At 51.8% G+C, this 22,915-nt stretch carries 16 protein-coding genes and 1 tRNA gene; 5 read left to right on the forward strand and 12 right to left on the reverse strand.

Annotated elements, in window-relative coordinates:
- Positions 1 to 528: 528 nt before the first annotated feature.
- The 7 genes from HMPREF6485_RS06435 to HMPREF6485_RS06465 all read right to left on the reverse strand — a co-directional run bounded on the left by HMPREF6485_RS06435 (position 529) and on the right by HMPREF6485_RS06465 (position 9,843).
- Entirely contained in the window at positions 529 to 2,073 is a 1,545-nt protein-coding gene (locus tag HMPREF6485_RS06435; protein WP_004345506.1) for a hypothetical protein, read from the reverse strand.
- Between the two features lie 368 nt (positions 2,074 to 2,441).
- Entirely contained in the window at positions 2,442 to 3,419 is a 978-nt protein-coding gene (locus HMPREF6485_RS06440) for a pectinesterase family protein (RefSeq protein WP_004340163.1), read from the reverse strand.
- A 118-nt stretch (positions 3,420 to 3,537) separates the two neighbouring features.
- Positions 3,538 to 5,826, reverse strand: coding sequence for a RelA/SpoT family protein (locus HMPREF6485_RS06445; protein WP_044126308.1), 2,289 nt, complete (start codon positions 5,824 to 5,826; stop codon positions 3,538 to 3,540).
- Between the two features lie 115 nt (positions 5,827 to 5,941).
- Entirely contained in the window at positions 5,942 to 7,288 is a 1,347-nt protein-coding gene (locus tag HMPREF6485_RS06450; RefSeq protein WP_004345509.1) for a lytic transglycosylase domain-containing protein, read from the reverse strand.
- Positions 7,289 to 7,331: 43 nt separating this feature from the next.
- Entirely contained in the window at positions 7,332 to 8,006 is a 675-nt protein-coding gene (locus HMPREF6485_RS06455; RefSeq protein ID WP_004345511.1) for a DUF5683 domain-containing protein, read from the reverse strand.
- A gap of 49 nt (positions 8,007 to 8,055) precedes the next feature.
- Complete coding sequence (locus tag HMPREF6485_RS06460) at positions 8,056 to 8,964, reverse strand: ParB/RepB/Spo0J family partition protein (RefSeq protein ID WP_004345513.1); 909 nt, start codon at positions 8,962 to 8,964, stop codon at positions 8,056 to 8,058.
- A gap of 114 nt (positions 8,965 to 9,078) precedes the next feature.
- Positions 9,079 to 9,843, reverse strand: coding sequence for a ParA family protein (locus HMPREF6485_RS06465; protein ID WP_004340173.1), 765 nt, complete (start codon positions 9,841 to 9,843; stop codon positions 9,079 to 9,081).
- Between the two features lie 105 nt (positions 9,844 to 9,948).
- Here HMPREF6485_RS06465 and surE point away from each other — a divergent pair, with 105 nt between their 5' ends.
- Both surE and lpxB read left to right on the forward strand, forming a co-directional pair.
- Entirely contained in the window at positions 9,949 to 10,728 is a 780-nt protein-coding gene (surE, locus tag HMPREF6485_RS06470; RefSeq protein WP_004345514.1) for a 5'/3'-nucleotidase SurE, read from the forward strand.
- Positions 10,729 to 10,785: 57 nt separating this feature from the next.
- Positions 10,786 to 11,934: a lipid-A-disaccharide synthase gene (gene lpxB, locus HMPREF6485_RS06475; protein ID WP_004345516.1), complete on the forward strand. Its 1,149-nt coding sequence runs from the start codon at positions 10,786 to 10,788 to the stop codon at positions 11,932 to 11,934.
- 61 nt (positions 11,935 to 11,995) lie between these two features.
- On the opposite strand, the gene HMPREF6485_RS06480 is transcribed toward lpxB, so the two are convergent.
- Genes HMPREF6485_RS06480 through rsfS form a run of 4 tightly spaced genes read right to left on the reverse strand, consistent with a single transcriptional unit; the run spans position 11,996 to position 16,340 of the window.
- Entirely contained in the window at positions 11,996 to 12,949 is a 954-nt protein-coding gene (locus tag HMPREF6485_RS06480) for a glycoside hydrolase family 5 protein (protein WP_004345518.1), read from the reverse strand.
- Between the two features lie 53 nt (positions 12,950 to 13,002).
- Positions 13,003 to 13,875: a phosphatidate cytidylyltransferase gene (locus HMPREF6485_RS06485; protein ID WP_004340180.1), complete on the reverse strand. Its 873-nt coding sequence runs from the start codon at positions 13,873 to 13,875 to the stop codon at positions 13,003 to 13,005.
- 12 nt (positions 13,876 to 13,887) lie between these two features.
- The gene (ftsH, locus tag HMPREF6485_RS06490) at positions 13,888 to 15,960 is read right to left on the reverse strand and encodes an ATP-dependent zinc metalloprotease FtsH (RefSeq protein WP_004345520.1); all 2,073 of its coding nucleotides are present in this window, start codon (positions 15,958 to 15,960) and stop codon (positions 13,888 to 13,890) included.
- 20 nt (positions 15,961 to 15,980) lie between these two features.
- Positions 15,981 to 16,340 (reverse strand): ribosome silencing factor, encoded by a 360-nt coding sequence (rsfS, locus tag HMPREF6485_RS06495; RefSeq protein WP_007411543.1) that lies wholly within the window; start codon positions 16,338 to 16,340, stop codon positions 15,981 to 15,983.
- A gap of 193 nt (positions 16,341 to 16,533) precedes the next feature.
- Here rsfS and HMPREF6485_RS06500 point away from each other — a divergent pair.
- Positions 16,534 to 16,604 (forward strand) — tRNA-Gln (locus HMPREF6485_RS06500).
- 973 nt (positions 16,605 to 17,577) lie between these two features.
- Here HMPREF6485_RS06500 and HMPREF6485_RS06510 read toward each other — a convergent pair.
- Positions 17,578 to 21,543 carry a response regulator gene (locus HMPREF6485_RS06510; protein WP_004345522.1) on the reverse strand — a complete coding sequence of 1,322 codons (3,966 nt, stop codon included), beginning with the start codon at positions 21,541 to 21,543 and terminating at the stop codon, positions 17,578 to 17,580.
- Positions 21,544 to 21,710: 167 nt separating this feature from the next.
- On the opposite strand from HMPREF6485_RS06510, the gene HMPREF6485_RS06515 reads away from it, so the two are divergent.
- Entirely contained in the window at positions 21,711 to 22,250 is a 540-nt protein-coding gene (locus HMPREF6485_RS06515) for a hypothetical protein (protein WP_004345523.1), read from the forward strand.
- Positions 22,251 to 22,265: 15 nt separating this feature from the next.
- A partial coding sequence (locus tag HMPREF6485_RS06520; protein WP_004345524.1) for a hypothetical protein occupies positions 22,266 to 22,915 on the forward strand: 650 nt, incomplete at its 3' end.

Below are 22,915 nucleotides of genomic sequence, written 5' to 3' on the forward strand. Positions count from 1 at the left end.
AATATTAACGGTTGGTCCGTGCGTTTGTCACTTGTCAAAGTGCCCCTGTCGGATGTAAACAAAAAAGAACTCAAAAGGGTACTGAGATTTGCCCATTTGCCCTTAAGAATTCCTTAGGGCTGAAATACGCGAAAAACGGGCACTTTTGTAAGGTGTTGATAATCAACCTGTTGACTATTTTGGAGATTTCTTGGCATCTTAAATGCCGGCTCACTTAGCCTGAACGGCTCGCTCAAACAGGCTCTTTGAGGCGGTCAAAGGGCCGTAGCGAAGTGGTCAAAGAGCCTCTTTTGCATGGTTGGATGGGCCGTTTTGCATCGAAAGGGGGAGAAAAGAGGAGGATTGGTGTGTTTTTCGTGGCATCCAATCGTCTGTTTCTCAAAGTCCAAATGTTACGCAATTTTACTTTTTGTCGTGTTCTTTGCCAATCAAAACGATGTGGATAATGAAAAAGAGGGTGCGCCCATGACAGGCTGCACCCTCTGTTATGTGTCTTCTTGTCAGACCTTTTCCAAGGCTCCTGAACGTTTATCTGACCATCAGTTTCTCGCACTTCCGTGTGCCGTCGGTGTAGGTTGTCACCTTGATGGTCACTCCGTGTTGCGGCTGTTGCAACCGTCTGCCCGTGAGATCGTAGTAGGCTACCGACTGCCCGTCACTACCGGCATGGGCCGTTTTGATTCCCGTGGTGGTCGAAGTCGTGTTCGTTGCAATGTCATAGACAAGTCGCTTTGACACTTTCGTCACGCCTTTCACCCGATACAGGGTCTCCACTCCGATGGTTTTCGTTGCCGGGGGGAGAGCTGTGAAATAGACATACTTCTTGTTGGAGCTCCCCTGAATGGTGTGATAGTCGGAGAAAGTGAATGGTATTTCCTCCATGTCGTCGTCTCGTCTCATTTTGGGATAGGCGGCCTTTTTGAAGGTGTAGGGCTTTCCGTCCACATATATTCTATAGGTGAGGAAGTCGGTGTCGAGTGCCATTCCGTCTGTATCCTTGTCTTGAATATTGATGACAAACTCCTGTCCGGAGGCATCGTAGCGGATAAAATCGGGAGTCTGCGGTGTGGCAGGCTTCAGTTCGTTGAACGAGAGGCGCAGTTGGTTGTAGGCTTGAAAGAGGTTCATGTTGCCGTTGTCGTCAATATTGTAGTTGACCAAGGCTGCATCGCCGTCAAGACCTGTCAGCGAACGGGCGGTTGCGTCATATTTCAAGCTGAACGAGGCCTGTTGTTCAAATTGCTCTTTGCCCGTCTGTTTGGCAGCGTAGGCCACGTATGGATCATCCTGTGAACTGAGGTTCACCATTTGCCGGGACAGAAAAACGATTGTGCCGTCGTCTCCGATTGTGCCTTTGAGCCATGCCTGCGGATATTTCGGATCCAACCCTTTCACGTAGAAATCTTTGCCGTCGAAATATCCCTTGGCTTTGGCCGCCCCCACAGTGTTGTCTGTCAGGATGTTGTTGTAGGTGAAGTTATACGAATCTAATTGTGCTTCAACCTCGTCTTTCTTCACAAACGTGGGGTTGGAGCCCTTGCCCAACATCTCGGAAAGGTCATTGCCGAGATAAAGGGCCAGACAGAGGCCTTGGTCCGTATAGGTGATTTTGCCGGTGCCCTTGTCAATGGCGAGCTTGAAAGTCTCTGTCTCCACGGGTGCTCCTTGCTCGTTGGCCACATACAGCTGATAGTTTTCCTGCTTGTTGGGGGCATATCCTACGGCCTGCTTGTTGGCAAAGACGATGGTGTCGCCGGTCAGGTTCAGCTTTCCTTTGAGCAGGCCTTTCATCCGTTTGCGCGAAACGAAATTGGGCATATACACATCGCCATTGTCGCAAAAGGTGACTGCCACCTCGTTGTGATAGTCATATATGTTGCCCCCGGCATCATCGTGGGTCAGCAAGTCCATCAGATAGACGGTCTTCTTCCCCTCAGGAGCCTTGGTGAGCGTCTCGTCAGCGGCTTTCGTCCGGATTTTCCCGTAGGCAGCGTTGTTTTTCACCTGCGCGTGGCTGCTGGCCGTGAGGCCACACGCCACGACGCAAATTGATAGGAGTAAGTTTCTTTTCATGTTGTTTTTTGATGTGTTAAATGATGAATTTGTATAGACAGAAATGTGTCTTGTAAGGGCAAAGTTACGCATATTCCATGTGTTCGGCCAAACGCCGGGCGCATAAAATCACATTCACGCACGCGAAATACCCAGTTCTAAGTATGCCGATGGGAAGAAAAACGCTAACTTCCCGACTTTCTCATGCAATTCGGAGCCCGGGTTGTGAGTGCGGTTGCGTTCTTATAAGCGGTTTGGCGAAATGCAAAAGAAAGCCCGGAAAGGGGTACAGGACTTCTGTAAGGGTTGAAAGATGGATGAGAGGTAATAAAAACGGATGCGCCATGGGCGCATCCGTTGAGATTGTTGTAATCAGCCGTAAGGGAAGGCTACCGGCTTGCAGGAATCCAACTGCGGTCGCTGCCGAACACCGTTGCAAGGGTAATCTTGGCTGCTTCTTTTTTGGTGAGTTGCCGGCTCCAAGGGGCACGACCGGCCGTAGAGGCTCCCGGTCCGCGGTTGTCGTATTCCATGTAGCGGGCGGTCTGTTCGTTGGAGGTCTTGCCCCAGTTGTGCCATCCCTCAGGGCGGATGTGTTGGCCGAGGTCGCAATCCATGAACAGCGTGTAGGCGTAGGGCCGCCACGGACGCCCGAGATACACCTTGTCTACCTCGGAAGCTGCCGTAAGCCTGCAGTGATTGAACACGTAACCGAAGGCTTGGGCAGCCGGTGTGGAGGCAGCTGTGATGTAGCTGTCGGCCTTACTGAAGATGGTGCAATCCTCAAACCACGCCGTGCTTGGACCGAAGATGAAGTCGGTGGTGCCCTCGATGTAGCAGCCGAGGAAATAGAGACGGGTGCCTCCCACGCCGGTGTAGACGGTGTCTTGGTTGCCGAGGAAGCGGCAGTTGACAAAGGCGATGCGGTCGCCCTCGGTGTGCAGGGCCACGGCCTGCCCGAGTCGGGCGGCATTGTTTTCTATCGTGATGTTCCGAAGCGTGATGTCGCTGCCTTCTATCTTCAATGTATAGGTGCGGAAAGTGCCCATCGGCCGGCCGTTGTCAAGGCGTTTGATGTTGGCATGATCATCGTAGGTGATGATGGTTTGGTCGCGGTCTTCCCCACAGATCTCGATGTGGGTGAGCCAAGAGGGGATAATGAGCTTCTCCTTATAGATGCCCTTTTTGACGAATATCACTTTGTGATAGTCCATGAAGGCGCGGCACACCTCGATGGCATCATCGATGTTGCGGAACTCGCAGGTGCCGTCGCGGGAGACGAAGAGCGTGTCGGGATTGTCATACTTGTTGGCGGCGTGTATGCCGGTGGCGGCCAACAGGAGTAAGGTGAGCAGTAGATTTTTCATTTTTATGTAGTTTTTGGTGTAAGTGCATGGCAGATCGGTGGAGTCTTTTGAGAGGCAAGAGCTTCCGGCCTTAGCACTAAAGCAGGAAGCCCTTGTCCCTCGGGGGGAGAGGAGCAGGTCAGATGATTTGCTGTATCTCCTGCAAACCCTCGATTTTCTTGAGATTGTTCATGATGACTCTGACATCTTCGCGGTCGTGTACGCGCAATTCGATGCTGCCGTCGAAGATGCCGTCGTCACTCTGAAAGGTGATTTTGTGGATGCTTACGGCCAACTGGTCGGAGATGACTTTCGACACATCGAGCAACATGCCCATGCGGTCGATGCCCCGCAGTTGGATGGTGGCATCGAAGAGGAGCTGCCTGTGCATCTCCCACTTGGCATCGACAATGCGGTTGCCGAAGCTGGATTTCAGTTTGGCTGCCACGGGACAAGACCGCTTGTGCAGTTCGATGCGGTTCTGATTGTCGATATAGCCCATGATGTCGTCGCCGGGAATGGGGTGGCAGCAGTCGGGCATGATAAAGCGGGAGAAGTTTTGTTCGCTGACGATGATGGGCTTCTTCTTGTTGAAGTTCTTGTCTACGACCATCAGGTTGGGGGCAGCTGTGTCGGTTTGCGGTTCCTTGTCTTTCTTGCGGTCTTTGCCCATGAAAGGCACGTATCTTCTCCACCCGATGGTGTCGGTACCCTCTTTGCGTGATTTTCCCAACAGTTCGTCGTGGTCTTTCTCCCCCGGCAGGATGTTGTGTTCACCAATGGCCTGCAAGAGGTCTTCATGTTTCTTCACATCGTGGAACTCGCAGAGCTTGTCAAGCACGGAGGTGGACAGTTCCATGTCGTGCTTCTTCAGCCATGCAGTGAGTATCTCCTCTCCCTTTTTCTGCGACTCGCGGTTGTCCCGGCGCAAAATGGCCAGTATCTTGCCGCGGGCCTTGGCCGTGGAGACGAAGTTGATCCACGAGGGCTGTACGTGCTGCGACTTGCTGGTGAGTATCTCCACTTGGTCGCCGCTTTGCAGTTTGTGGCTCAGCGGCACGAGCTTGTGGTTCACCTTGGCACCGATGCAGTGGCTGCCGAGGAAGGTGTGGATTTGGAATGCGAAGTCGAGGGCCGTGCATCCGGTGGGCATGGTGATGATCTCACCCTTGGGCGTGAAGACAAATATCTCGCTGGCAAAAAGGTTGAGTTTGATGGCATCGAGAAAGTCCATGGCATCGGGCTGTGGGTCGTCAAGTATTTCCTTGATGGTGCTCAGCCAGTCGTTGAACTCGCCCTCATCCTCGCTGTATTCCTCGCCTTCCTTGTATTTCCAGTGGGCGGCAAAGCCTTGTTCGGCCACCTCGTTCATGCGGTCGCTGCGTATCTGCACCTCTATCCAACGCCCCTGTTTGGACATGAGCGTGACGTGGAGGGCCTGATAACCGTTGGCCTTGGGGTGGTTGAGCCAGTCGCGCAGGCGGTCGGGATGACTCTTGTATATCTTGCTGATAGCCACGTAGATGTTGAAGCATTCGTTGATTTCGTCTTGACGGTGCTTGGGCGTGAAGATGATGCGCACGGCCAGAATGTCGTAGATTTCATCAAACGACACATGCTTGTTCTGCATCTTGTTCCAAATGGAATAAGGACTCTTCACACGGGCCTTGATGGTGTATTCGATGCCCATCTTGTCAAGGGCTTCCTTGATGGGTTGGGTGAACTGACTGAAGAGGGTGTCGCGTTGCGCCTGGGTGGACGCCAGCTTGCGCTCGATATTGGCATACTCTTCGGGATGGTCGTACTTGAAGCTCAGGTCTTCCAGTTCGGTCTTGATTTTGTTCAGTCCGAGACGGTTGGCCAGCGGTGCATAGATGTAGAGGGTCTCGCCGGCAATCTTATATTGCTTGTTGGGCGGTTGCGAACTGAGTGTACGCATATTGTGCAGACGGTCACAAATCTTGATGAGTATCACACGGATGTCGTCACTCATGGTGAGCAGCAACTTTTTGAAGTTTTCTGCCTGGGCCGAAGCGCGGTCACCGAAGATACCGCCCGAAATCTTGGTCAGGCCGTCCACGATTTGCGCTATCTTCGGGCCGAAGATGTTCTCAATGTCCTCTACCGTGTAGTCGGTGTCTTCCACCACGTCGTGGAGCAGGGCCGAGCAGATGCTCGTGGAACCCAGGCCCATTTCCTCGCAGGCGATGCGGGCCACGGCAATGGGGTGCATGATATAAGGTACGCCCGACAAGCGGCGGACGCCTTTGTGCGCTTGGCGAGCAAAATTGAAGGCTTTGGTGATGATGTCCACCTTTTTGCGGTGGCGCGAAGCCAGATAAATGTCGAGCAACTCTTGGAAGGCCGTAGTGATCATCAGGTCGTCGGCAGCTTCTCTTTCCTTGTCCTTGATGGCTTGTTCGTCCATGTTCATGCTGAATGTATGATATATAAGGTGTGGTGTTTGGGCTAATGCAAAAACCCGACCGACAGCCTGTGTGGTGTCTTTCCACAACAGACAGTCGGCCGGGCATGGCCTTGGTTTATTTCACCTTGATTTTCTTTCCGGCACGGATCCCCGATCCGCTGATGCCGTTCAGTCGTTTGAGTTTCTTCACGGTGGTGTGGTTGCGTGCGGCAATCTCTGAAAGCGTGTCACCGCTCCTCACGGTCACGCTCTTGTTGCGTGCCGAGCGTTTCTTGCTGCGCTTGCCCCGGCTCTGGCGACTGCTACGCGAACTGCTGCTCCGGGTATAGGTTCGGGGGCTCCGAGTGTAGGTTGGTGTCTCGTCGTTCACCTCCACTTCGTCACGTTTGAGCAACAGTTCGTCGGCCTTGTAGCTGTATATCGAGTCTTCATTGTCGATGAACATGCCTATCAGTGAGGTGGGCAGGCGCACGGCCATCGGCTCGTTGAGCCCGTTGATCACATCGCGGCGGTATTGTGGATTGAGTGAGCGTAGCTCGTCCATGCCTATGTTGAGCACCTTGGCTATCTGCTGCAAGTGTACGTCCTTGTCCACGACCACAGTGTCGGTCTTTGCCGGCAGCTCCGTGACCATCGGACAGATGTTATGGTCGCAGTAGTAGTTCATGATGTAGTTGGCTGCGATGAAGGCCGGCACGTAGCCCCGTGTCTCTTTGGGGAGATAGGGGTAGATGTTCCAGTAGTCGGCGTTGCCCTTGGCGCGATGGATGGCCTGGTTTACCTTGTCGGGCCCACAGTTGTAGGCGGCAATCACAAGATTCCAGTCATCGTAGATTTTGTAGAGGTCGCTCAGGTAGTGGGCGGCGGCGTAGGAGGCCTTCACCGGGTCGCGACGCTCGTCTACAAGTGAATTGACTTTCAGGCCGTAGCGTTTGCCGGTGGCCAGCATGAACTGCCAAAGGCCGGTGGCCCCTACGCGGGAAACGGCTGTGGGGTTGAGTGCCGACTCGATGACGGGCAGGTATTTCAGTTCCAAAGGCAGGTTATAAGTTTCCAGTGCCTGCTCGAAGATGGGCATGTAGAAGTTGGTGGCTCCCAGCATATAGCTCACGGAACGGCGAAGCCGGCCGCTGTATCGGTCGATAAACTGCCTCACCACATCGTTGTAAGGCATCTCAATGACAGTTGGCATACGCTTCAGGCGGTCTATGTACACCTCCTTGTCAAACACAGGATTGACATCGCGGTAGTGGCAGTTGGTGTCGGGTTGCAGGTAGTTCTTCGCATTATACTGGTGGAGCAGGCTGTCGAGTTCGTAGCTCATGCCTTCGGGAAGATCTATCACTTCCTGATTTCCTTGTGCATCGGTCACTGTGATTTCTTTGTCGTTGTCGGTCTGCGCCTGCATCGCGCACGCGCCACCGAATATCATTGCGACCATCAATAAACGGATTTTCTTCATTCTGTATTCCTTAACTTATATATGGTTTGAGTTTGGGTGTTGTTTAAAAGGTGAGGCTGCATTGCAGTCCCAGTGCCCCCGATTCCCATGGGTGGCTCATGGTCATATTGCTGTTGATGATGGCCGGTTGGATGTGCAGGCTGAGGTCTCTCGATATGTCGAAGTCGGAAAGGGAAGCATCGACGTAGGCATCAATGACCGAGAGTGCATAAACCCCGATGAGGGCAAATACGCTCATGTCGCGCCAGCGGCGGTAGCGGTCTTTCCGTTTGCGGAAGAGCTCTTGATAGCGTGTCCTGTTAGACTCGTCGATTTTGTTGCCTAAATGCAGAAACTGGTTGTAACTCTGCGTGGTCGGGTCGTTATCCATGATGTCCATATACGCCTGCGAGTAGTCATGATACATCATGTTGTTCCAAGTCATGGCATAGGCACAGCCTACAAAGCCCCCGTAGAGTATGGGGAGTTTCCAGTATTTGCGATTGTATATCTGGCCTGCCCCGGGCAATACAAGCGACAGCCACATGGCCCGTTTGGTCTCCGGACGCCACGTTGTCCAGTCACGCTTGGTGCGTTCTGGCTTTTGGGGAGTCGTCGAAACGGTCCCGGACACGACCGGCTTGTCTGTCGGAAACGAGTCGACAACGCTTTCGATATTGCCGGTAGAGACTTGTCCGACATGTTCTTGGGCCCACGTTCCGGACGCGGCAAGCAGCAATGCTGCAACGAGGCATAACCGTGATACTGTTCCTTTCACAACGAGAATCTTAGTCTTTCAGTTTGTCGAAAACATTCATGATGCGTTCCAGTTCAGCCTCGTTGGCAAAGGGAATGCTGATTTTGCCCTTGCCTTTGGAGGAACAGGTCATCTGAACCTTCGTGTTGAAAAAGCCCGAGAGGTGCTCTTTCAGCAGATTGAACTCTTCGGGCAACTGCGATTTGGCTGCAATCTTTTTCTTTCCGGCCTCTATGTCAATGCCGTTTTTGAGTTGCTGCACCAGCTCTTCCACTTTGCGCACGGAAAAACCGTTCTTCTGAATTTCCTTGAAGAGTTTGATTTGGAGTGACGGACTGTCGAGTGCCAACAGTGCCCGGGCGTGTCCCATGTCTATTTCTTTCTTCTGGAGTGCCATCTGCACTTGTGCCGGCAGTTTCAACAGTCGCAGGTAGTTGGCTATGGCCGCACGGCTTTTGCCAACGCGTTCCGAGATCTTTTCCTGTGTCATGCCACTCTTCTCCAACAGATGCTCGTATGCTAAAGCTATTTCTATCGAGTTGAGATCTTCGCGTTGGATGTTCTCCACCAATGCCATTTCCATGACGTTTTCGTCATCGATGGTGCGGATATAGGCCGGAATGGCTTTTAGTCCGGCCAACTGTGAGGCCCTCCAACGGCGCTCGCCGGCAATGATCTGAAACCGGTTGTCGTCGGTCTGCCGTAGGGTGATGGGCTGGATGATACCTATTTGGCGTATGCTGTGGGCCAGTTCTTGCAATGCTTCCTCGTCAAACTCGCGGCGAGGCTGGTTGGGATTGGCCTCTATCCGGTCTATTGCCACCTCGTTGATGGTGCTGCTGCCCTGTGTACGCACCGTCTCGGTGGAGATGAGTGCATCAAGGCCCCGCCCGAGAGCGTTGCTTTTGGCGTTGGAATTGAATTTCTTGTGTACTGCCATCTGTCTTCGGATGAAGTTGTATTTATTGTGGAGTAGGACGGGAGATAGTCGAAAATTGTTGCTGTCGATTTTCTTGTAGTGTCTTGTTCTGCCCCTGTCTTTTTCTATTGTCTGTTAGCTGTTCTTGTTGATGATCTCCTTTGCCAGTGCCAAGTGGTTTTTGGAACCTGTGGAGTCGGCGTCATAGAGTATCACAGGTAGGCCGTGGCTTGGGCTCTCACTGAGTTTTACATTGCGCTGAATGACGGTCTTGAACACCAATTCTTGGAAATGCCGCTTCACCTCGTCATAAATTTGATTGGCCAGGCGCAGACGGCTGTCATACATGGTGAGCAAGAACCCTTCTATCTCAAGTTTCGGGTTGAGTTTGCTCTTGATGATGCGGATGGTGTTGAGCAGTTTGCTGATGCCTTCCAAAGCAAAATACTCGCACTGTACGGGTATGATGACCGAGTCGGCAGCCGTGAGCGAATTGACCGTGATCAGGCCCAGTGAGGGCGAACAGTCTATCAGTATGTAATCATATTCGTCGCGTATCGGGGCCAAAAGATTCTTGATGACTTTCTCCCGATTCTCAAGGTTCAACATCTCGATTTCGGCCCCCACCAAGTCGATGTGGCTGGGGATGATGTCCAGTCCCTCTATGTCGGTGGTGTAGATTGCTTCGTGGACATCGGCATGGTCGATGATGCACTCGTAGAGCGAACAGTCCACCTCTTTGATGTCTACGCCCAAACCACTTGAGGCATTGGCCTGTGGGTCGGCATCAACAACAAGCACCGTTTTCTCAAGTGTGGCCAGAGATGCTGCCAAGTTGATGGTGGTGGTGGTCTTGCCCACACCGCCTTTTTGGTTAGCCAGAGCTATGATTTTTGCCATTGTCTTCTTCTTTCAAATACCAATATGTAGTTTGCAAAGTTACATATTTTATGCGAGAAACGCGCCGTTTACACCTTTTTTTAGTAATTTTGCATCGAAATCAAGATGAAAATGAAGAATTTTAAGAAACCTTTTATTCTTATATCCAACGACGACGGCTATCATGCCAATGGCATCAAGACGCTGGTACGCATCCTTTCCGGTGTGGCCGAACTTTTGGTCTGTGCCCCCGAAGCCGCTCGTTCGGGTTTTTCCTGTGCTTTTTCGGCCACCACGCCGCTGCGTCTCAAGCGCCGCCACAATATGGGAGATGTGGAAGTGTGGTCATGCAACGGCACACCGGTTGATTGTGTGAAACTTGCGCTCGACCGTTTCTGTCGCAACCGTCGTCCTGATCTCATCATCGGCGGCATCAACCACGGTGACAATTCTTCGGTCAACAATCATTATTCGGGCACTTTAGGTGTAGCTAAGGAGGGATGTCTGAAATACATTCCGTCGATAGCCTTTTCCAGTTGCAACTACGATGAGGATGCCGACCTTTCACCGTTGTCCGACCATATCCTGTCGATAGTGATGAAAGTTTACAAAGACGGACTTCCTAAAGGCACTTGCCTGAATGTCAATTTTCCCGTGCAACCACCTTTCAAGGGAGTGAAAATATGCCGTATGACATACGGTAGCTGGACCAATGAAGTGGTGGCAAGGCACCATCCGCGCGGCTATGACTATTATTGGATGGTGGGTGAATATGTCAATGACGAGCCTGAAGCGGAAGATACCGATCAATGGGCTGTAAATCACGGTTATGTAGCTATCACACCTACGCGAATCGATGTTACTGACTATGACTTTGCAGAGCAGTTGAAGACATGGAGTCTCTAATAAGTTTTCCATTACCGGGAGGTTTTAGGGCAAGTGCCAATTTGTAATACTGAAGTTATGAGATACTATTTGATAGTAGGTGAAGCCAGTGGAGATCTTCATGCCAGTAGGCTAATGCGTTCGTTGAAAAATGCGGACGAATTGGCCGAGTTCCGCTTCTTTGGCGGCGATGTGATGGCTGCCGAGGGCGGTACGCTTGTCAAGCACTATCGCGATTTGGCCTATATGGGTTTTGTGCCTGTGTTGCTCCACTTGAACACGATATTCAAGAACATGGCTTTCTGTAAGCGCGACATAGTGGCTTGGAATCCCGATGTGGTAATTTTAGTGGATTATCCGGGATTTAATCTCAACATAGCCAAGTTTGTGCATGCCAAGACCCACATTCCCGTCTATTACTACATCTCCCCCAAAATATGGGCTTGGAAGGAATGGCGCATCAAGCGTATCAAGCGCGATGTGCGGGAAATGTTTTCCATTCTGCCTTTTGAAGTTCCTTTTTATGAGGAAAAGCACAAGTTTCCCATCCATTATGTGGGCAATCCCACGGCTCAGGAAGTGGCCGAATTTCGTGCTTCCTATGACGAGACGCGTGAGGAGTTTTGTGCCGCCAACGGTCTTGATGCCGACCGCCCCGTTATTGCCCTGCTTGCCGGCAGTCGCAAGCAGGAAATCAAAGACAACCTACCGGCCATGATAGAGGCGGCCGAGAAGTTTGTCGACTATCAAATGGTGCTGGCCGGTGCACCCTCCATTGATGACGGATATTATGAGAGATTCATTAAGGGCACGCCTGTCAAACTGGTTAAAGACAGCACCTATCAACTCTTGAGCCACTCGTCGGCAGCACTGGTGACCAGTGGCACCGCCACGCTTGAGACTGCTCTATTCGACGTTCCGCAAGTGGTGTGCTATGAAACCCCCGTACCCAAGCTCATCCGGTTTGCTTTCAATCATATTATTAAGGTGAAATTCATCTCGTTGGTCAATCTCATTGCCGACCGCGAAGTTGTTCCGGAACTACTGGCCGACCGCTTCACCACCGATAATATCCTGTCTGCGCTGCGTCGCATTCTGCCGGGTGGGGCTGGTCGTGAGCAGATGTTGGCCGACTATCGGGAAGTACGACAGAAATTGGGCGACACCGTCGCTCCTGACAATGCCGCCCATATCATGGTTGATTTGTTGATAAACCGTTTTCTTTAGAGGTCGATCTCTGTGTTATGCAGGGACGGCCTTTTTTGATTTTCCAGCTTTTCGTGTTTCGTCAAGGGGTGTATTGGCGTAAGGTGTTGCGCACCAACTGGCCCCACGGTTTGATGACTCCAGTTTGCCAAATGCCTGTCGATTGGGCACCGGGCAACAGCATGGAGCAGGTCTCGTCTTTATCGGAAATCGACCAGTTGACCCAACTAACCTTGTTTCTTTCCATCGTTTCCAGCCATTTCCGGTATTCTTCCCGGTCTAACGGCCCGTCTCCGGAAGCTTCCATTCCCGCACATTCGCTTACAAATACCGGTAAGCCGCCTTTCACGGCAGTCTCCAATTTGCTGCGCAGTCCGTCTTTGTGGGTAGCGGCATAGAAATGGAGCGTGTACATCACATTGCTGACACCTTCGAGCGGACTCGCGGCCACGAGGTCGATGTCCTGATCCCAATGGGGGCATCCCATGAGAATGATATTGTCGGGATCGTACTTGCGTATCTCGGCAATAACCGTCCGGGCATACGTTTTCAAGCTTTCCCACGAGTCGTCTATGGGCTCGTTGTAGAGTTCGTAGATGATATTGGGATATTTGCCATATTTCCTGGCCATTTGTCCGAAGAAGTCTTTTGCTTCTTCGGTGTACATGTCGTGTGCGTGCCAGTCGATGATGACATAGAGGCCGTTCTTGATGGCCGACTTGATGACAGGGGTGATGCAGCTGATTGCAAATTGGGGATTCTCCAGATAGTTGTTGTCTATCTTCACTCCCATGGCGGCACGCACCACTGTGGCGTGCCAGTCGTCGGCCAGCCACTTCACCGCCTGCTTGTTGTAGAACCGTGGCCACAGGTTGTGCCAGCCCAAACTGACTCCCCGCAACACGACGGGCTGCCCCTTGTGATCGCACAACTGTGCGCCTTTCACTTGCAGTTGTCCCCATTGTTTCACCGGTTTTGTCGCCTGAATGGCCTGCAAAGACAGCATCAGCAGCAGCGAAAAGAAAAGCCTCTTCATCGTCTTATGGTTTGAAGTGTGAGACGTTATTTTGGATTGGTGGGCCCGAGTGGCTATGCGAATAGCTGTAGAGTGTAAAGATAGACCACCGCAGCCGGAATGGCCATGAGCGACGAGTCAAACCGGTCGAGCATACCGCCGTGTCCCGGCAATATGTTGCCGCTGTCCTTGATGCCCAATGTACGCTTGAACAAACTCTCCACGAGGTCTCCCCATGTCCCGAACACCACTACCACAAGCCCAAGGCCGAGCCACTGCCACAGCGGCATACCGGCCACAAGGCCATCCGTCTGCCCGACGTTGAGGAAGTAGATGATGGCTGCGGCTATCATTACAAACACCGCTCCTCCTATGCTTCCCTCCCAGCTTTTTCCCGGGCTGATGCGTGGGAAGAGTTTGTGCCTGCCCAAGAGCGAACCGCTGCAATAGGCTCCGGTGTCGTTGGTCCAAAGAAAGATGAACAGGCTCAGCGGCAGCAGCCATTCAAAGGTCACGTTGCCATCAGGCGTGCTGCGGAAAGCCAGCACGTTGATCATTGAGAAGGGGAGGGCGATGTACATCTGGCTGAGCATGGTGTAGGCCCAGTTATTGATGGGATTGGTCTGTTTGAGATAAAGTTCGCTCACGAGCAGATAGACCACCGTGAGCAGATAGGGCACAAAAGCCGCCGAGGGTGTGAGCCCGCTGCAATAACCTGCCACGGCCAGAAAGAAGTAAATGCCTGCCGCCGTCGATATGAAACGGTTCACGGCTACATTTTCCGATTGGTTCACCAAGCCGGTAAACTCCCATATTGTCAGCCCCGTGATGGCAGCAAAGAGCAGTATCATCACGTCGGGCCGGAAAGAGATGCCCACCACCATGATGGCCACAAACACGGCACCCGTAATGGCCCGTATAATCAGGTTTTTCACTTTCTCACTCATGATGTGCAGTCTTTATTTATCCTCGTCGTTCTTTTCCTCGCTTTTCATTTTCTCATGTTCCTTGATGGCCGCCTGCACCTCGGGCAGATTCTTCACCGTCTCGTCGTCGGCTGCTGTCTCTTTGACAGCCTCCGAAGCCGACGGACTGTTACCGCCAGCCTGCGTTTCGTTCATGATTTCCTGACTGCGGCTCACCCACGGACGCTTGCCGAAGATTTTCTCCACATCTTCCGCAAATATCACCTCACGCTTGATGAGCAGTTCGGCCAGTGTGTTGTGCCCCTCCTTGTGCTCGGTCAAGATGCGCTTGGCCCGCTCGTATTGTTCGTTGACCATCTTCAGCACTTCCTCATCAAGCAACTTGGCCGTCGACTCGGAGTAGGGACGCTGAAACTGATATTCATTGTTGTTGTAATAGCAGATGTTGGGCAGCTTTTCGCTCATACCTGCGTAGGCAATCATACCGAAAGCACTCTTGGTGGCCCGTTCGAGATCGTTCATGGCTCCGGTGGAGATATGCCCCGTGAAAAGCTCTTCGGCGGCACGGCCTCCCATGAGCGAGCACATCTCGTCGAGCATCTGCTCCTTGGTCGTGATTTGCCGTTCCTCGGGCAGATACCATGCGGCCCCAAGGGCCTGCCCACGCGGCACGATGCTCACTTTGACGAGTGGGTTGGCATACCGGCAGAACCAACTGATGGTGGCGTGTCCGGCTTCGTGGAGGGCTATGGAGCGTTTCTCCTCGGCTGTCATCACCTTGGTTTTCTTTTCCAGTCCGCCGATGATGCGGTCCACGGCGTCAAGGAAGTCTTGTTTGGTCACGGCACTGCGGTCGTGGCGTGCGGCAATGAGAGCCGCCTCGTTGCACACGTTGGCTATGTCGGCCCCCGAGAATCCCGGTGTCTGGCGAGCCAGCAGGTCGATATCCACCGAGTCGTCCACCTTGACAGGTTTCAGATGCACTTGAAATATCTCTTTGCGCTCGTTAAGGTCGGGCAAGTCTACATGTATCTGGCGGTCGAAGCGGCCTGCACGCAGCAGAGCCGCGTCGAGCATGTCCACACGGTTGGTGGCCGCAAGGATGATCACCCCGCTGTTGGTTCCGAAACCGTCCATCTCGGTGAGCAGGGCGTTGAGGGTGTTCTCCTGTTCGCTGTTGCCATTCATCATCGAGTTTTTGGCACGGGCACGGCCCACAGCGTCAATTTCGTCGATGAAGATGATGCAGGGAGCTTTCTCTTTGGCTTGCCGGAACAGGTCGCGCACACGGCTTGCCCCCACACCCACAAACATCTCCACGAAGTCGGAACCGCTCATTGAGAAAAACGGTACTCCGGCTTCGCCCGCCACGGCCTTGGCCAGCAGGGTCTTACCGGTTCCCGGAGGGCCCACGAGCAGTGCGCCTTTGGGGATTTTTCCTCCGAGGTTGGTATATTTCTTCGGATTTTTCAGAAACTCCACGATTTCTTCGACCTCCTGTTTGGCTCCGGCCTGTCCGGCCACGTCTTTGAAGGTGATACCGAGGTCGTTACCCTTTTCATACATGCGGGCTTTCGACTTGCCCACACTGAACATACCGCCGCCGGCACCTCCGCCCACACGGCCTGACATCCACCAGAAGAAGGCCAGTATGAACACGAAAGGCAGCACCTGAATGAGTATGTTGACCAGTTCGTTGCCGCTCTTGTTCTCATAGCTGAAGTCTTTCAGCTTGCCGGCTTTCTGTTCGGCCGTGAGATATTTCTCCAGCTCGTCTACCGAACCGAATTCCACCTTTACGTATGGATTGGGCCCCAGTTCTTTAGCCGACCGCTGGAACACGTCGCGGGTGTTCTTGGAGTTGACAAACATCTTCAACGTGCTTTCGGTCTTGTTGACCACGACATTGGAGGCATAACCCTTTTGCACGTATTCCTTAAACTTGGTGTAGGTGGCATCCTGCGACGAACTGCCGGCCATGGAGTTGGCCGCGTTGGTATAGAACAGCACAATCAGTCCTACTAATATAATAAGGTAGAACCACCCCATGTTGCGGGGTGTCTTGGGTTGCCTGTTGTTGGGATTGTTGAAAGAGTTATTGTTCATTTCTTGTTTATTGGGTCTCGTTAGTCAATATCTGCTATTTTTGTCAGTGGAGCATCTTCCCAAAGATTCTCCAAATCATAGAAGGCCCTTGTCTCTGGTTGGAATATGTGTACCAGCACATCCACATAGTCGATGGCCACCCATTGGTCATTGCCCAGGCCGACCACATTGACAGGTTTTTCGCCGGCTTTCTTGCGGGCGAAATCAGATACTGATTCTGCTATCGCCTCCACTTGGGCGGGAGAACTGCCCTGACAGATGACAAAGTAGTTGGCAATGCTGCCCTCTATCTCTCTGAGGTCTGCAATAACTATGCCAGAACCTTTTTTCTCCTGTATGCCTTCTGTGATAATATCAACTAATTGCTTTGTCTCTTCCATTAAATTCAGATTATGTTTGATGAAAAAAATCATTGTTTTTATGTTACAAAGGTACGCCTAAATATCCGAAAAACGCTAAAAAGCATCTTGAATTTCGCTTTTTTATGAAAAAACTCCCAATTTATTTTGGAGAATCGAAAAAATGCAGTAACTTTGCAAACACGATGGGGCTGGAGCCTTGTTGTAAAGACATTGGGATATGGTGTAATGGTAACACTACAGATTCTGGTCCTGTCATTCTTGGTTCGAGTCCGAGTATCCCAACGTAGATAAAAGGCAAGTGATTGATGTTCAATTACTTGCCTTTTTGCTTTTTTAGAATTGCCCGAAAGGTTTGCGACAGGCACCGGCGGAGTGGCCAAATATAGAAACTTTTTGCCATTTCTTTGCATTGTCCACTCACTTGGATTATTTGCTGATATTTCCCAACTGACAAGTGTTTGTTTTTTTGTGTGTAAATCCGATAAGAGAAGACTCCCCTTCTGCGGATGGCAAGTGAATGGAGCCCGTTTGCAAGAGGGGGAAACGGCCCTATAGTGTTTAACATACAGAGATTGTGAAAAAGGCTTACACTTGGTCGGACATGGAAAGTATAGTATTGGCCTTTCTATGGTTTGAAAAAACAGAAATCATGATTTTTTCTTGTTACCAAGCCCAAGCGACTATGCAAAAGAGCCACAGTCGAAAGGTCGTTTGGGCCGGATGAAAAACTGAAAAAGGCCATCTTGCAAGACCATTCGGACCGAATGACAATCACAGAAGGGAGAAAAAGCCCCCTTTCAGAGGCTGGAGCTAAAAAAAGAGGAACGCCATCACGCTCCTCTTGCTATTGCAAAGATACGAAAGAATAGGGGGAACTGCAAATTGGTAGAGAAAAAACATGACTTTTCTAAAGATTCAAATAAGTCGGAGTGTATTCCCCTATGTTTTGTGGGGACGATCATTGAAGGCTCGAAACAGAATAGCAATAGGGAAATCCTTTTCCACTCCCATAAACCTTATACAACAAAAAAATCCGAACGTTTCACAACGGTCGGAAATTTCCTTCCACTTCCCAAGAAAAAACTTGTGGGGGAAGTGTACGATTAATCTATCATTTTACTTTTCTAAGAACTGCCACAAAGGTAGAGGATTTTTCTTCTTTGGATGGGGTAAATTCTCTTTTTTCGGGTGGAAATTTTGTGGAAATCTCCGTATATACACGATTTTACACTATTATGAGTAAATATTAACAGGTCTAATCTTTCTTTTCCCGATACTCCGAAGGCGTTACACCCATTTCCCTTTTGAACACTTTTGAGAAGTATTTCGGGTCGCTGAATCCCACACTGTAGGCTATCTGAGTCAGTGACTGGTCGGTGTCGTTGATGAGTTTTTGTGCCCGTAGCAGCCGGATGTGCCGCACGAAGTCGACCGGTGTCATGCCCACAGCCGTCTTGATTTTGGAGTAAAGCACACTGCGACTCATGCCCACGTTGACGGCTATGTCGTCTATCTTGAGATTTTGTTCTGCGATATGGTCGTCGATAAAATTGACAATCTGTTCGATGGTCGGGTCTATGTCTTCACGCTCATGTTCGTCACCGTCTACTGTTTCAACGTAGCTGTCTCCGATAGAGGAGACAGCAGAGGGCGTGTCGGTTCCGGCTGTCGGTTTGGTGCCACTTGTAGTGTTTTCGGCAGTTACAGTCAGAGTCTTTTGGTGGAGTATCTGTTCGAGTGCTTTTTGCTGGTACATCTTCTGGTGGGCCAGAATGTTCTCGATGCGCCCCTTGAGGTAGGCTGCCGAGAAAGGTTTGGTGATGTAGCCATGCACCCCCTCGCGGAGGCCCTGTTCCTGATCTTTCATAGAGGCACGGGCCGAGAGGATGATAATGGGCAGGTGGGAGATGTCTTTGTTCTGCTTAATGTGATGCACCATCGTGAGGCCGTCCATCACGGGCATGGAGACATCGGTGAGGATGAAGTCGGGCATCTCCCTAATAGCCATTTCGAGTCCTTCCTTTCCGTTCTCGGCCATGATGACATTGTAGTCACGGCCCAGAATGCTGTAAAGGAACGTGCGCAGGTCGCTGTTGTCCTCCACCACGAGGATGGTCACCTCCTTGTCGGAATCGTATTCGGGCCGGCTGCCAAGGTCGAAGCCCTCTTTGATGTATTCCGCCGCATTGGCATCGTCGATGCCTTCGGCTACAGCAGGGTCCGTGGCCCCTTCACCGACGGAGAAGTGGCGGTTGTCGTAGCGTGACATGCGGTTGACAAGGGCGAGCATGTTTTGTACGTTGCGTACTACCATTTCGAGCAGCATGGTGCCCTTGTCGCTCAGTTGTTCTTCACGCAGCACTTCGGCCACCGGTCCGCCGATGAGCGTGAGTGGTGTGCGCAAACGGTGGGAAGCGTCGTTGAAAAATCTCGACTTCATTTCGCCCAGGTTGTGTTCCATGCGGGCTGCCTGTCGGTCGTTGTATATTTTCAATCCCAGCAAGATGAGTCCACCCGCCAGCATGAACAGGAACAGATATCCCCAGATGCTTTCCCAGAAAGTGGGGCGGGCGTAGAGGGTGAGTGTGGCTTCGTTGTCGGCCCATACGCCGTGGGTGTTGGTGCCCTTGAGCAAGATGGTGGTGGTGCCTGCGGGTATGCGGTTGAAGTCGATGTTGTTGCGGCTTCCGATGACAATCCACTCGTCCTCTCTTCCCTTGATTTTGTAGGCATATTTCTTTTGATAGTCGCGCGAGTAGTCGAGGGCGGCAAAATAGATGGCTACATGGCGTTTGTCACTGGGTATTTCTATTCTGGAGGTGTTGTTGAGGATGGGGCGCTTGCGGTTTTCCCCCGCATACTGCATGGCGGTGAAGACGATGCGTGGCTGGTATTGGGTCTTGGTGAGCTCGCGGGGAAGGAAGGTGATAAAACCCTTGGAGGTGCCTATGGTGACGTGGTCGGTCTCGGGATCGTGTAGGGGGCGTGCTTCGGTGAAAGTGGTGTTGCCATCGAAGTCGTTGGGGCCGAACACCTCCATGAGTCCTGTTGTGGGATTGTATTTGTCTATGCTGGCTTCACGCACCACCCACAGATTGCCTGCATTGTCTTCGGTGACGGCCTGCACGATGCCCTCTTCCGGGTCGAAAATCTTCTGATAGAGCAGTTTGAGGTTGTTGCGCAGCAGCTGTTTGCCTTCCACACGTTCGATACCTCCACCGAGACTGGCTACGTAGGTGTCGCCATCGGGGCGCACGCTGACGGCTATCACATCGTTGGCCAGCATTGAAGTGGAGTCTTTGTCAATGTGGTGGCTGGTGAAATATTTGAGCCGGCGGGGACTGGCGATATTGTCGGAGAAGGTGACCAGACCTCCCGTGGTGCCAAGCAGAATCTCACCGTTGCGGGTGGCGGTGAGCAGGCGGGTGCGGAGAAAGGCTTCGCCACGGGGCAGATTGAGTCCGTTGCGGATGCTGACAAACCGGATGCTGCCATTGGCCTCTTCCTGCGCATAGCAGGCCCCACCCCCAAAGGTACACACCCAGATGCGCCCGTGCCGGTCGGTCTGGATGTCGCGCACGTCGTCGGAGGGCAGCGAATGGCTGTCGGCGGCATCATAACGCAAGTGCAGGGGCCTTTTCCCCTCTTTTTCAAGCACGTAGAGTCCGTCGCCATTGGTGGCTATCCATAGGCGGTGGCGGGCATCTTCGAAGATGTCGTAGATGCCCTTGTCGGAAAAAGGCTGTTGGCGGGAGGTGATGCGCCCATTGCGGTCGAGGAATCCCATCTGCCGTCCATCCCGGTCGCTGATGAGTATCACGCCGTTGCCGAAACCGCTCCAACAGCGTCTCTTGTGATCGAGGGCAAGTGACCGGTTTTCTGATTCGCTCTCGGGAAGCCGGGTGTAGCGGAAGTTGTGATATTTGAAATTCACCTGTGTGAGCTCATGCAGTCCTGTGACCCATAGGATGCACTGGTCGCTGATGGCGTATTTGTCGATGAGCGGCACGTGTGACACGTTGCCTGCACCGTATGACACCAAGGGGTAGGGCACGAGTTTCCGCTCCGTCTCGTCGTAATAGCTGAAAGTGCCGCCCGACGGAATCATCCACACCGTGTTATGGTCATCTTCCATGATGAAGTGCTGTGTGCAGGTGGTGCGCAGCATGGGATCTTTGATGTCGGCCATGAGCCAACGGGTGGAGAAGTCGGTCGGATTGACGAGGGTGATGCCTCGGCCATCTGCAAACACCCAGATGCGTTTATGGCGGTCTATGTATATCTTTGTGGCCTCAGGCGAAGGCTGGTTGGGATGTTGTATGGAGAGGGTGCGCATGGCACGCGTTGCCTGATTGTAGGCCACGAGGCCCTTGTTGGTGGCGAGATAGAGGGTGTGCCCGTCGGTCTTGATGTCGTTGATGGTCTTCACCCCGACCGGCATGGCGATGGGATGGAGGCGGTCGTGCTCGTCGTATTCGGCCAGCCGGCCGTCAGCCGAACAGAGAAACACACTCTTGCCACTTTGGCACATCTGTCGCCACGCCACATTGCTGTTGAAGCGATGTCCGTAGACAAGCGTATTGCGGTCGGTGAATATCCACTCTCTGCCCAAACTGTCGGTCTCAATATTCGACACACGGGCACTGATGAGTCCCTGCTCGCCTTGACGAATGAGTTTGGGGCATTTGGATTGGGGGGATGGCAGGTCTGTTATGCGCACTACAAAACGGTTGTCCATGGAGGTGAGCCAAGTGTTTCCGTTCTTGAGGGTGAACACGTCTCTCACGCGGATGTCTATGCCCAATTCCTTTTTGATGACTTCTCCGATATCCACAAATTCGCATAGGTGGGTATCGAAAATATAGGGCTTGTGGTCTATGGTAACGACCCACACGTCGCAGAGAATGTTGGGACGGATGAAGCTTATACGATTGGTAGACAGCAGATCGCGACTGTTGGGGGCATCGCGGAAGGTGGTGAATGTGTAGCCGTCGTAGTAGGAGAGGCCGTTCCATGTGCCAAACCACATCAGTCTGTCAGGAGCCTGCTTGAGATCGGAAATGGTATTGGCGGCAAGGCCGTCGAGAATGGAGAATTTGCGCACGTCACAGTAAGGCTGTGCCCATGACAGGAGAATACCGAGTGATAGTATAATGGAGGTTGTAATCCGATGCTGCAGCATGATGAGAATTTGGCATTTGAGAGTCACAAAGTTACTCATTTTCCATTAAAATGACAACTGTAATGGGCGAAAACCTATCGAGAAATAGGAATTTCCCTATCCGTTTTAGACAAATTACCTTTTTCATGCAGATTATTTATACTACATTTGCAGCATCGGAAAGAGATAATGAATACAGTAAATAACAATTTAAAACGCATACGATTATGAAAAAGTTTACCGCGATTTTCGCAATGGCACTCATGTTGCCGATGTCGCTCTTGTTTGTGAGCTGTGACGAGGATGCAGAGGTGGCCTATCATCTCGACGGAGCGTGGAGGGGAAATATGTATGTGAAGACAGCCTATGGCGGACGGACATACACTGCCACTTATTCGGAGATAGAGTTTTATAGTGGTTACAATTCCGGTACGGGCGTTTGGGTGGACTATTATAGTGGTGCTCCTTACGACTACGTGGCCAACCACATCAGGTGGGCGGTAAGAGACGGGAATATCTATATCCACTTTGTGGAGGAGAATATCGATGCCATTATCTCCAACTACAGTCTGGGCACATACGATTTTTCCGGTCGTCTGGAGGTTAGAGACGGTGACTATGCCAACTTCCATCTTACCCACATCAGTTCACCGAACTGGAGCGACTACAGGTATGGTTGGGAGTATTGGAGCAAGCAGCAGACCTACTTTGACGGGACGAGAGCTTCGTCTACCCGGGAAATACCGGTACGTTTATTTGTCAAATAGAATTAGGAGGGAATCATGAACAAGATGAAAAAATATGTGGTTCTGCTCGCGATAGCGATTGTGCCACTGGCTTTCGCCTCGTGCGATGATGCCGATTGGTATGATGGAGATCCTTGGTGGTATAGCTACTACGGTGGAGGGTACAGTTGGAATAATGATTACTACAATAACGGCGGCTACTATAATGGCGGTGGCTATGAGAACAACGGTCTTACCACACTTGATGAAGCACAAGTGCTTGCGGGCGAATGGGATGGCAAGGTGGACTATACCAATGGCATTACGGGAGAGGTTTCGCAGTTCTATGCCAACATGACCTTTGTACAAAACAATTCGACGGCTATCAAGGGCACCGGCACTGAGAGGGACTATGATGGTAACGGAAATTCGCAGATATTGAGGTTTTCTTGGTATATCGACATCAATAATGGTGATATCCATATTCGTTACACGGACAGTAAGAACGAATTTGTCATGGATTATGGTTCTACCAATCGTGGCTTCTGGCTCAACGAGTCATCCGGAACATTTGGCGGCTATATGATGGGTACCAACAACAGAGATATGGTGTATATCGACCTCACCCGTGTGACGGCGGGTGCCAAGGCTACCCGGGCAGGTGTTGCAAATGACTCTACAGCCACTACAATGACAGCTACTACCGG

The sequence above is a fragment of the Segatella buccae ATCC 33574 genome (assembly GCF_000184945.1).
GTDB lineage: Bacteria > Bacteroidota > Bacteroidia > Bacteroidales > Bacteroidaceae > Prevotella > Prevotella buccae.

What these genes read in the sequence shown, in the direction of transcription:
- HMPREF6485_RS06435 (WP_004345506.1), bottom strand. Translation starts at nt 2,073, where the DNA reads ATGAAAAGAAACTTACTCCTATCAATTTGCGTCGTGGCGTGTGGCCTC.
- HMPREF6485_RS06440 (WP_004340163.1), bottom strand. Translation starts at nt 3,419, where the DNA reads ATGAAAAATCTACTGCTCACCTTACTCCTGTTGGCCGCCACCGGCATA.
- HMPREF6485_RS06445 (WP_044126308.1), bottom strand. Translation starts at nt 5,826, where the DNA reads ATGGACGAACAAGCCATCAAGGACAAGGAAAGAGAAGCTGCCGACGAC.
- HMPREF6485_RS06450 (WP_004345509.1), bottom strand. Translation starts at nt 7,288, where the DNA reads ATGAAGAAAATCCGTTTATTGATGGTCGCAATGATATTCGGTGGCGCG.
- HMPREF6485_RS06460 (WP_004345513.1), bottom strand. Translation starts at nt 8,964, where the DNA reads ATGGCAGTACACAAGAAATTCAATTCCAACGCCAAAAGCAACGCTCTC.
- HMPREF6485_RS06465 (WP_004340173.1), bottom strand. Translation starts at nt 9,843, where the DNA reads ATGGCAAAAATCATAGCTCTGGCTAACCAAAAAGGCGGTGTGGGCAAG.
- surE (WP_004345514.1), top strand. Translation starts at nt 9,949, where the DNA reads ATGAAAATGAAGAATTTTAAGAAACCTTTTATTCTTATATCCAACGAC.
- lpxB (WP_004345516.1), top strand. Translation starts at nt 10,786, where the DNA reads ATGAGATACTATTTGATAGTAGGTGAAGCCAGTGGAGATCTTCATGCC.
- HMPREF6485_RS06480 (WP_004345518.1), bottom strand. Translation starts at nt 12,949, where the DNA reads ATGAAGAGGCTTTTCTTTTCGCTGCTGCTGATGCTGTCTTTGCAGGCC.
- HMPREF6485_RS06485 (WP_004340180.1), bottom strand. Translation starts at nt 13,875, where the DNA reads ATGAGTGAGAAAGTGAAAAACCTGATTATACGGGCCATTACGGGTGCC.
- ftsH (WP_004345520.1), bottom strand. Translation starts at nt 15,960, where the DNA reads ATGAACAATAACTCTTTCAACAATCCCAACAACAGGCAACCCAAGACA.
- rsfS (WP_007411543.1), bottom strand. Translation starts at nt 16,340, where the DNA reads ATGGAAGAGACAAAGCAATTAGTTGATATTATCACAGAAGGCATACAG.
- HMPREF6485_RS06510 (WP_004345522.1), bottom strand. Translation starts at nt 21,543, where the DNA reads ATGAGTAACTTTGTGACTCTCAAATGCCAAATTCTCATCATGCTGCAG.
- HMPREF6485_RS06515 (WP_004345523.1), top strand. Translation starts at nt 21,711, where the DNA reads ATGAAAAAGTTTACCGCGATTTTCGCAATGGCACTCATGTTGCCGATG.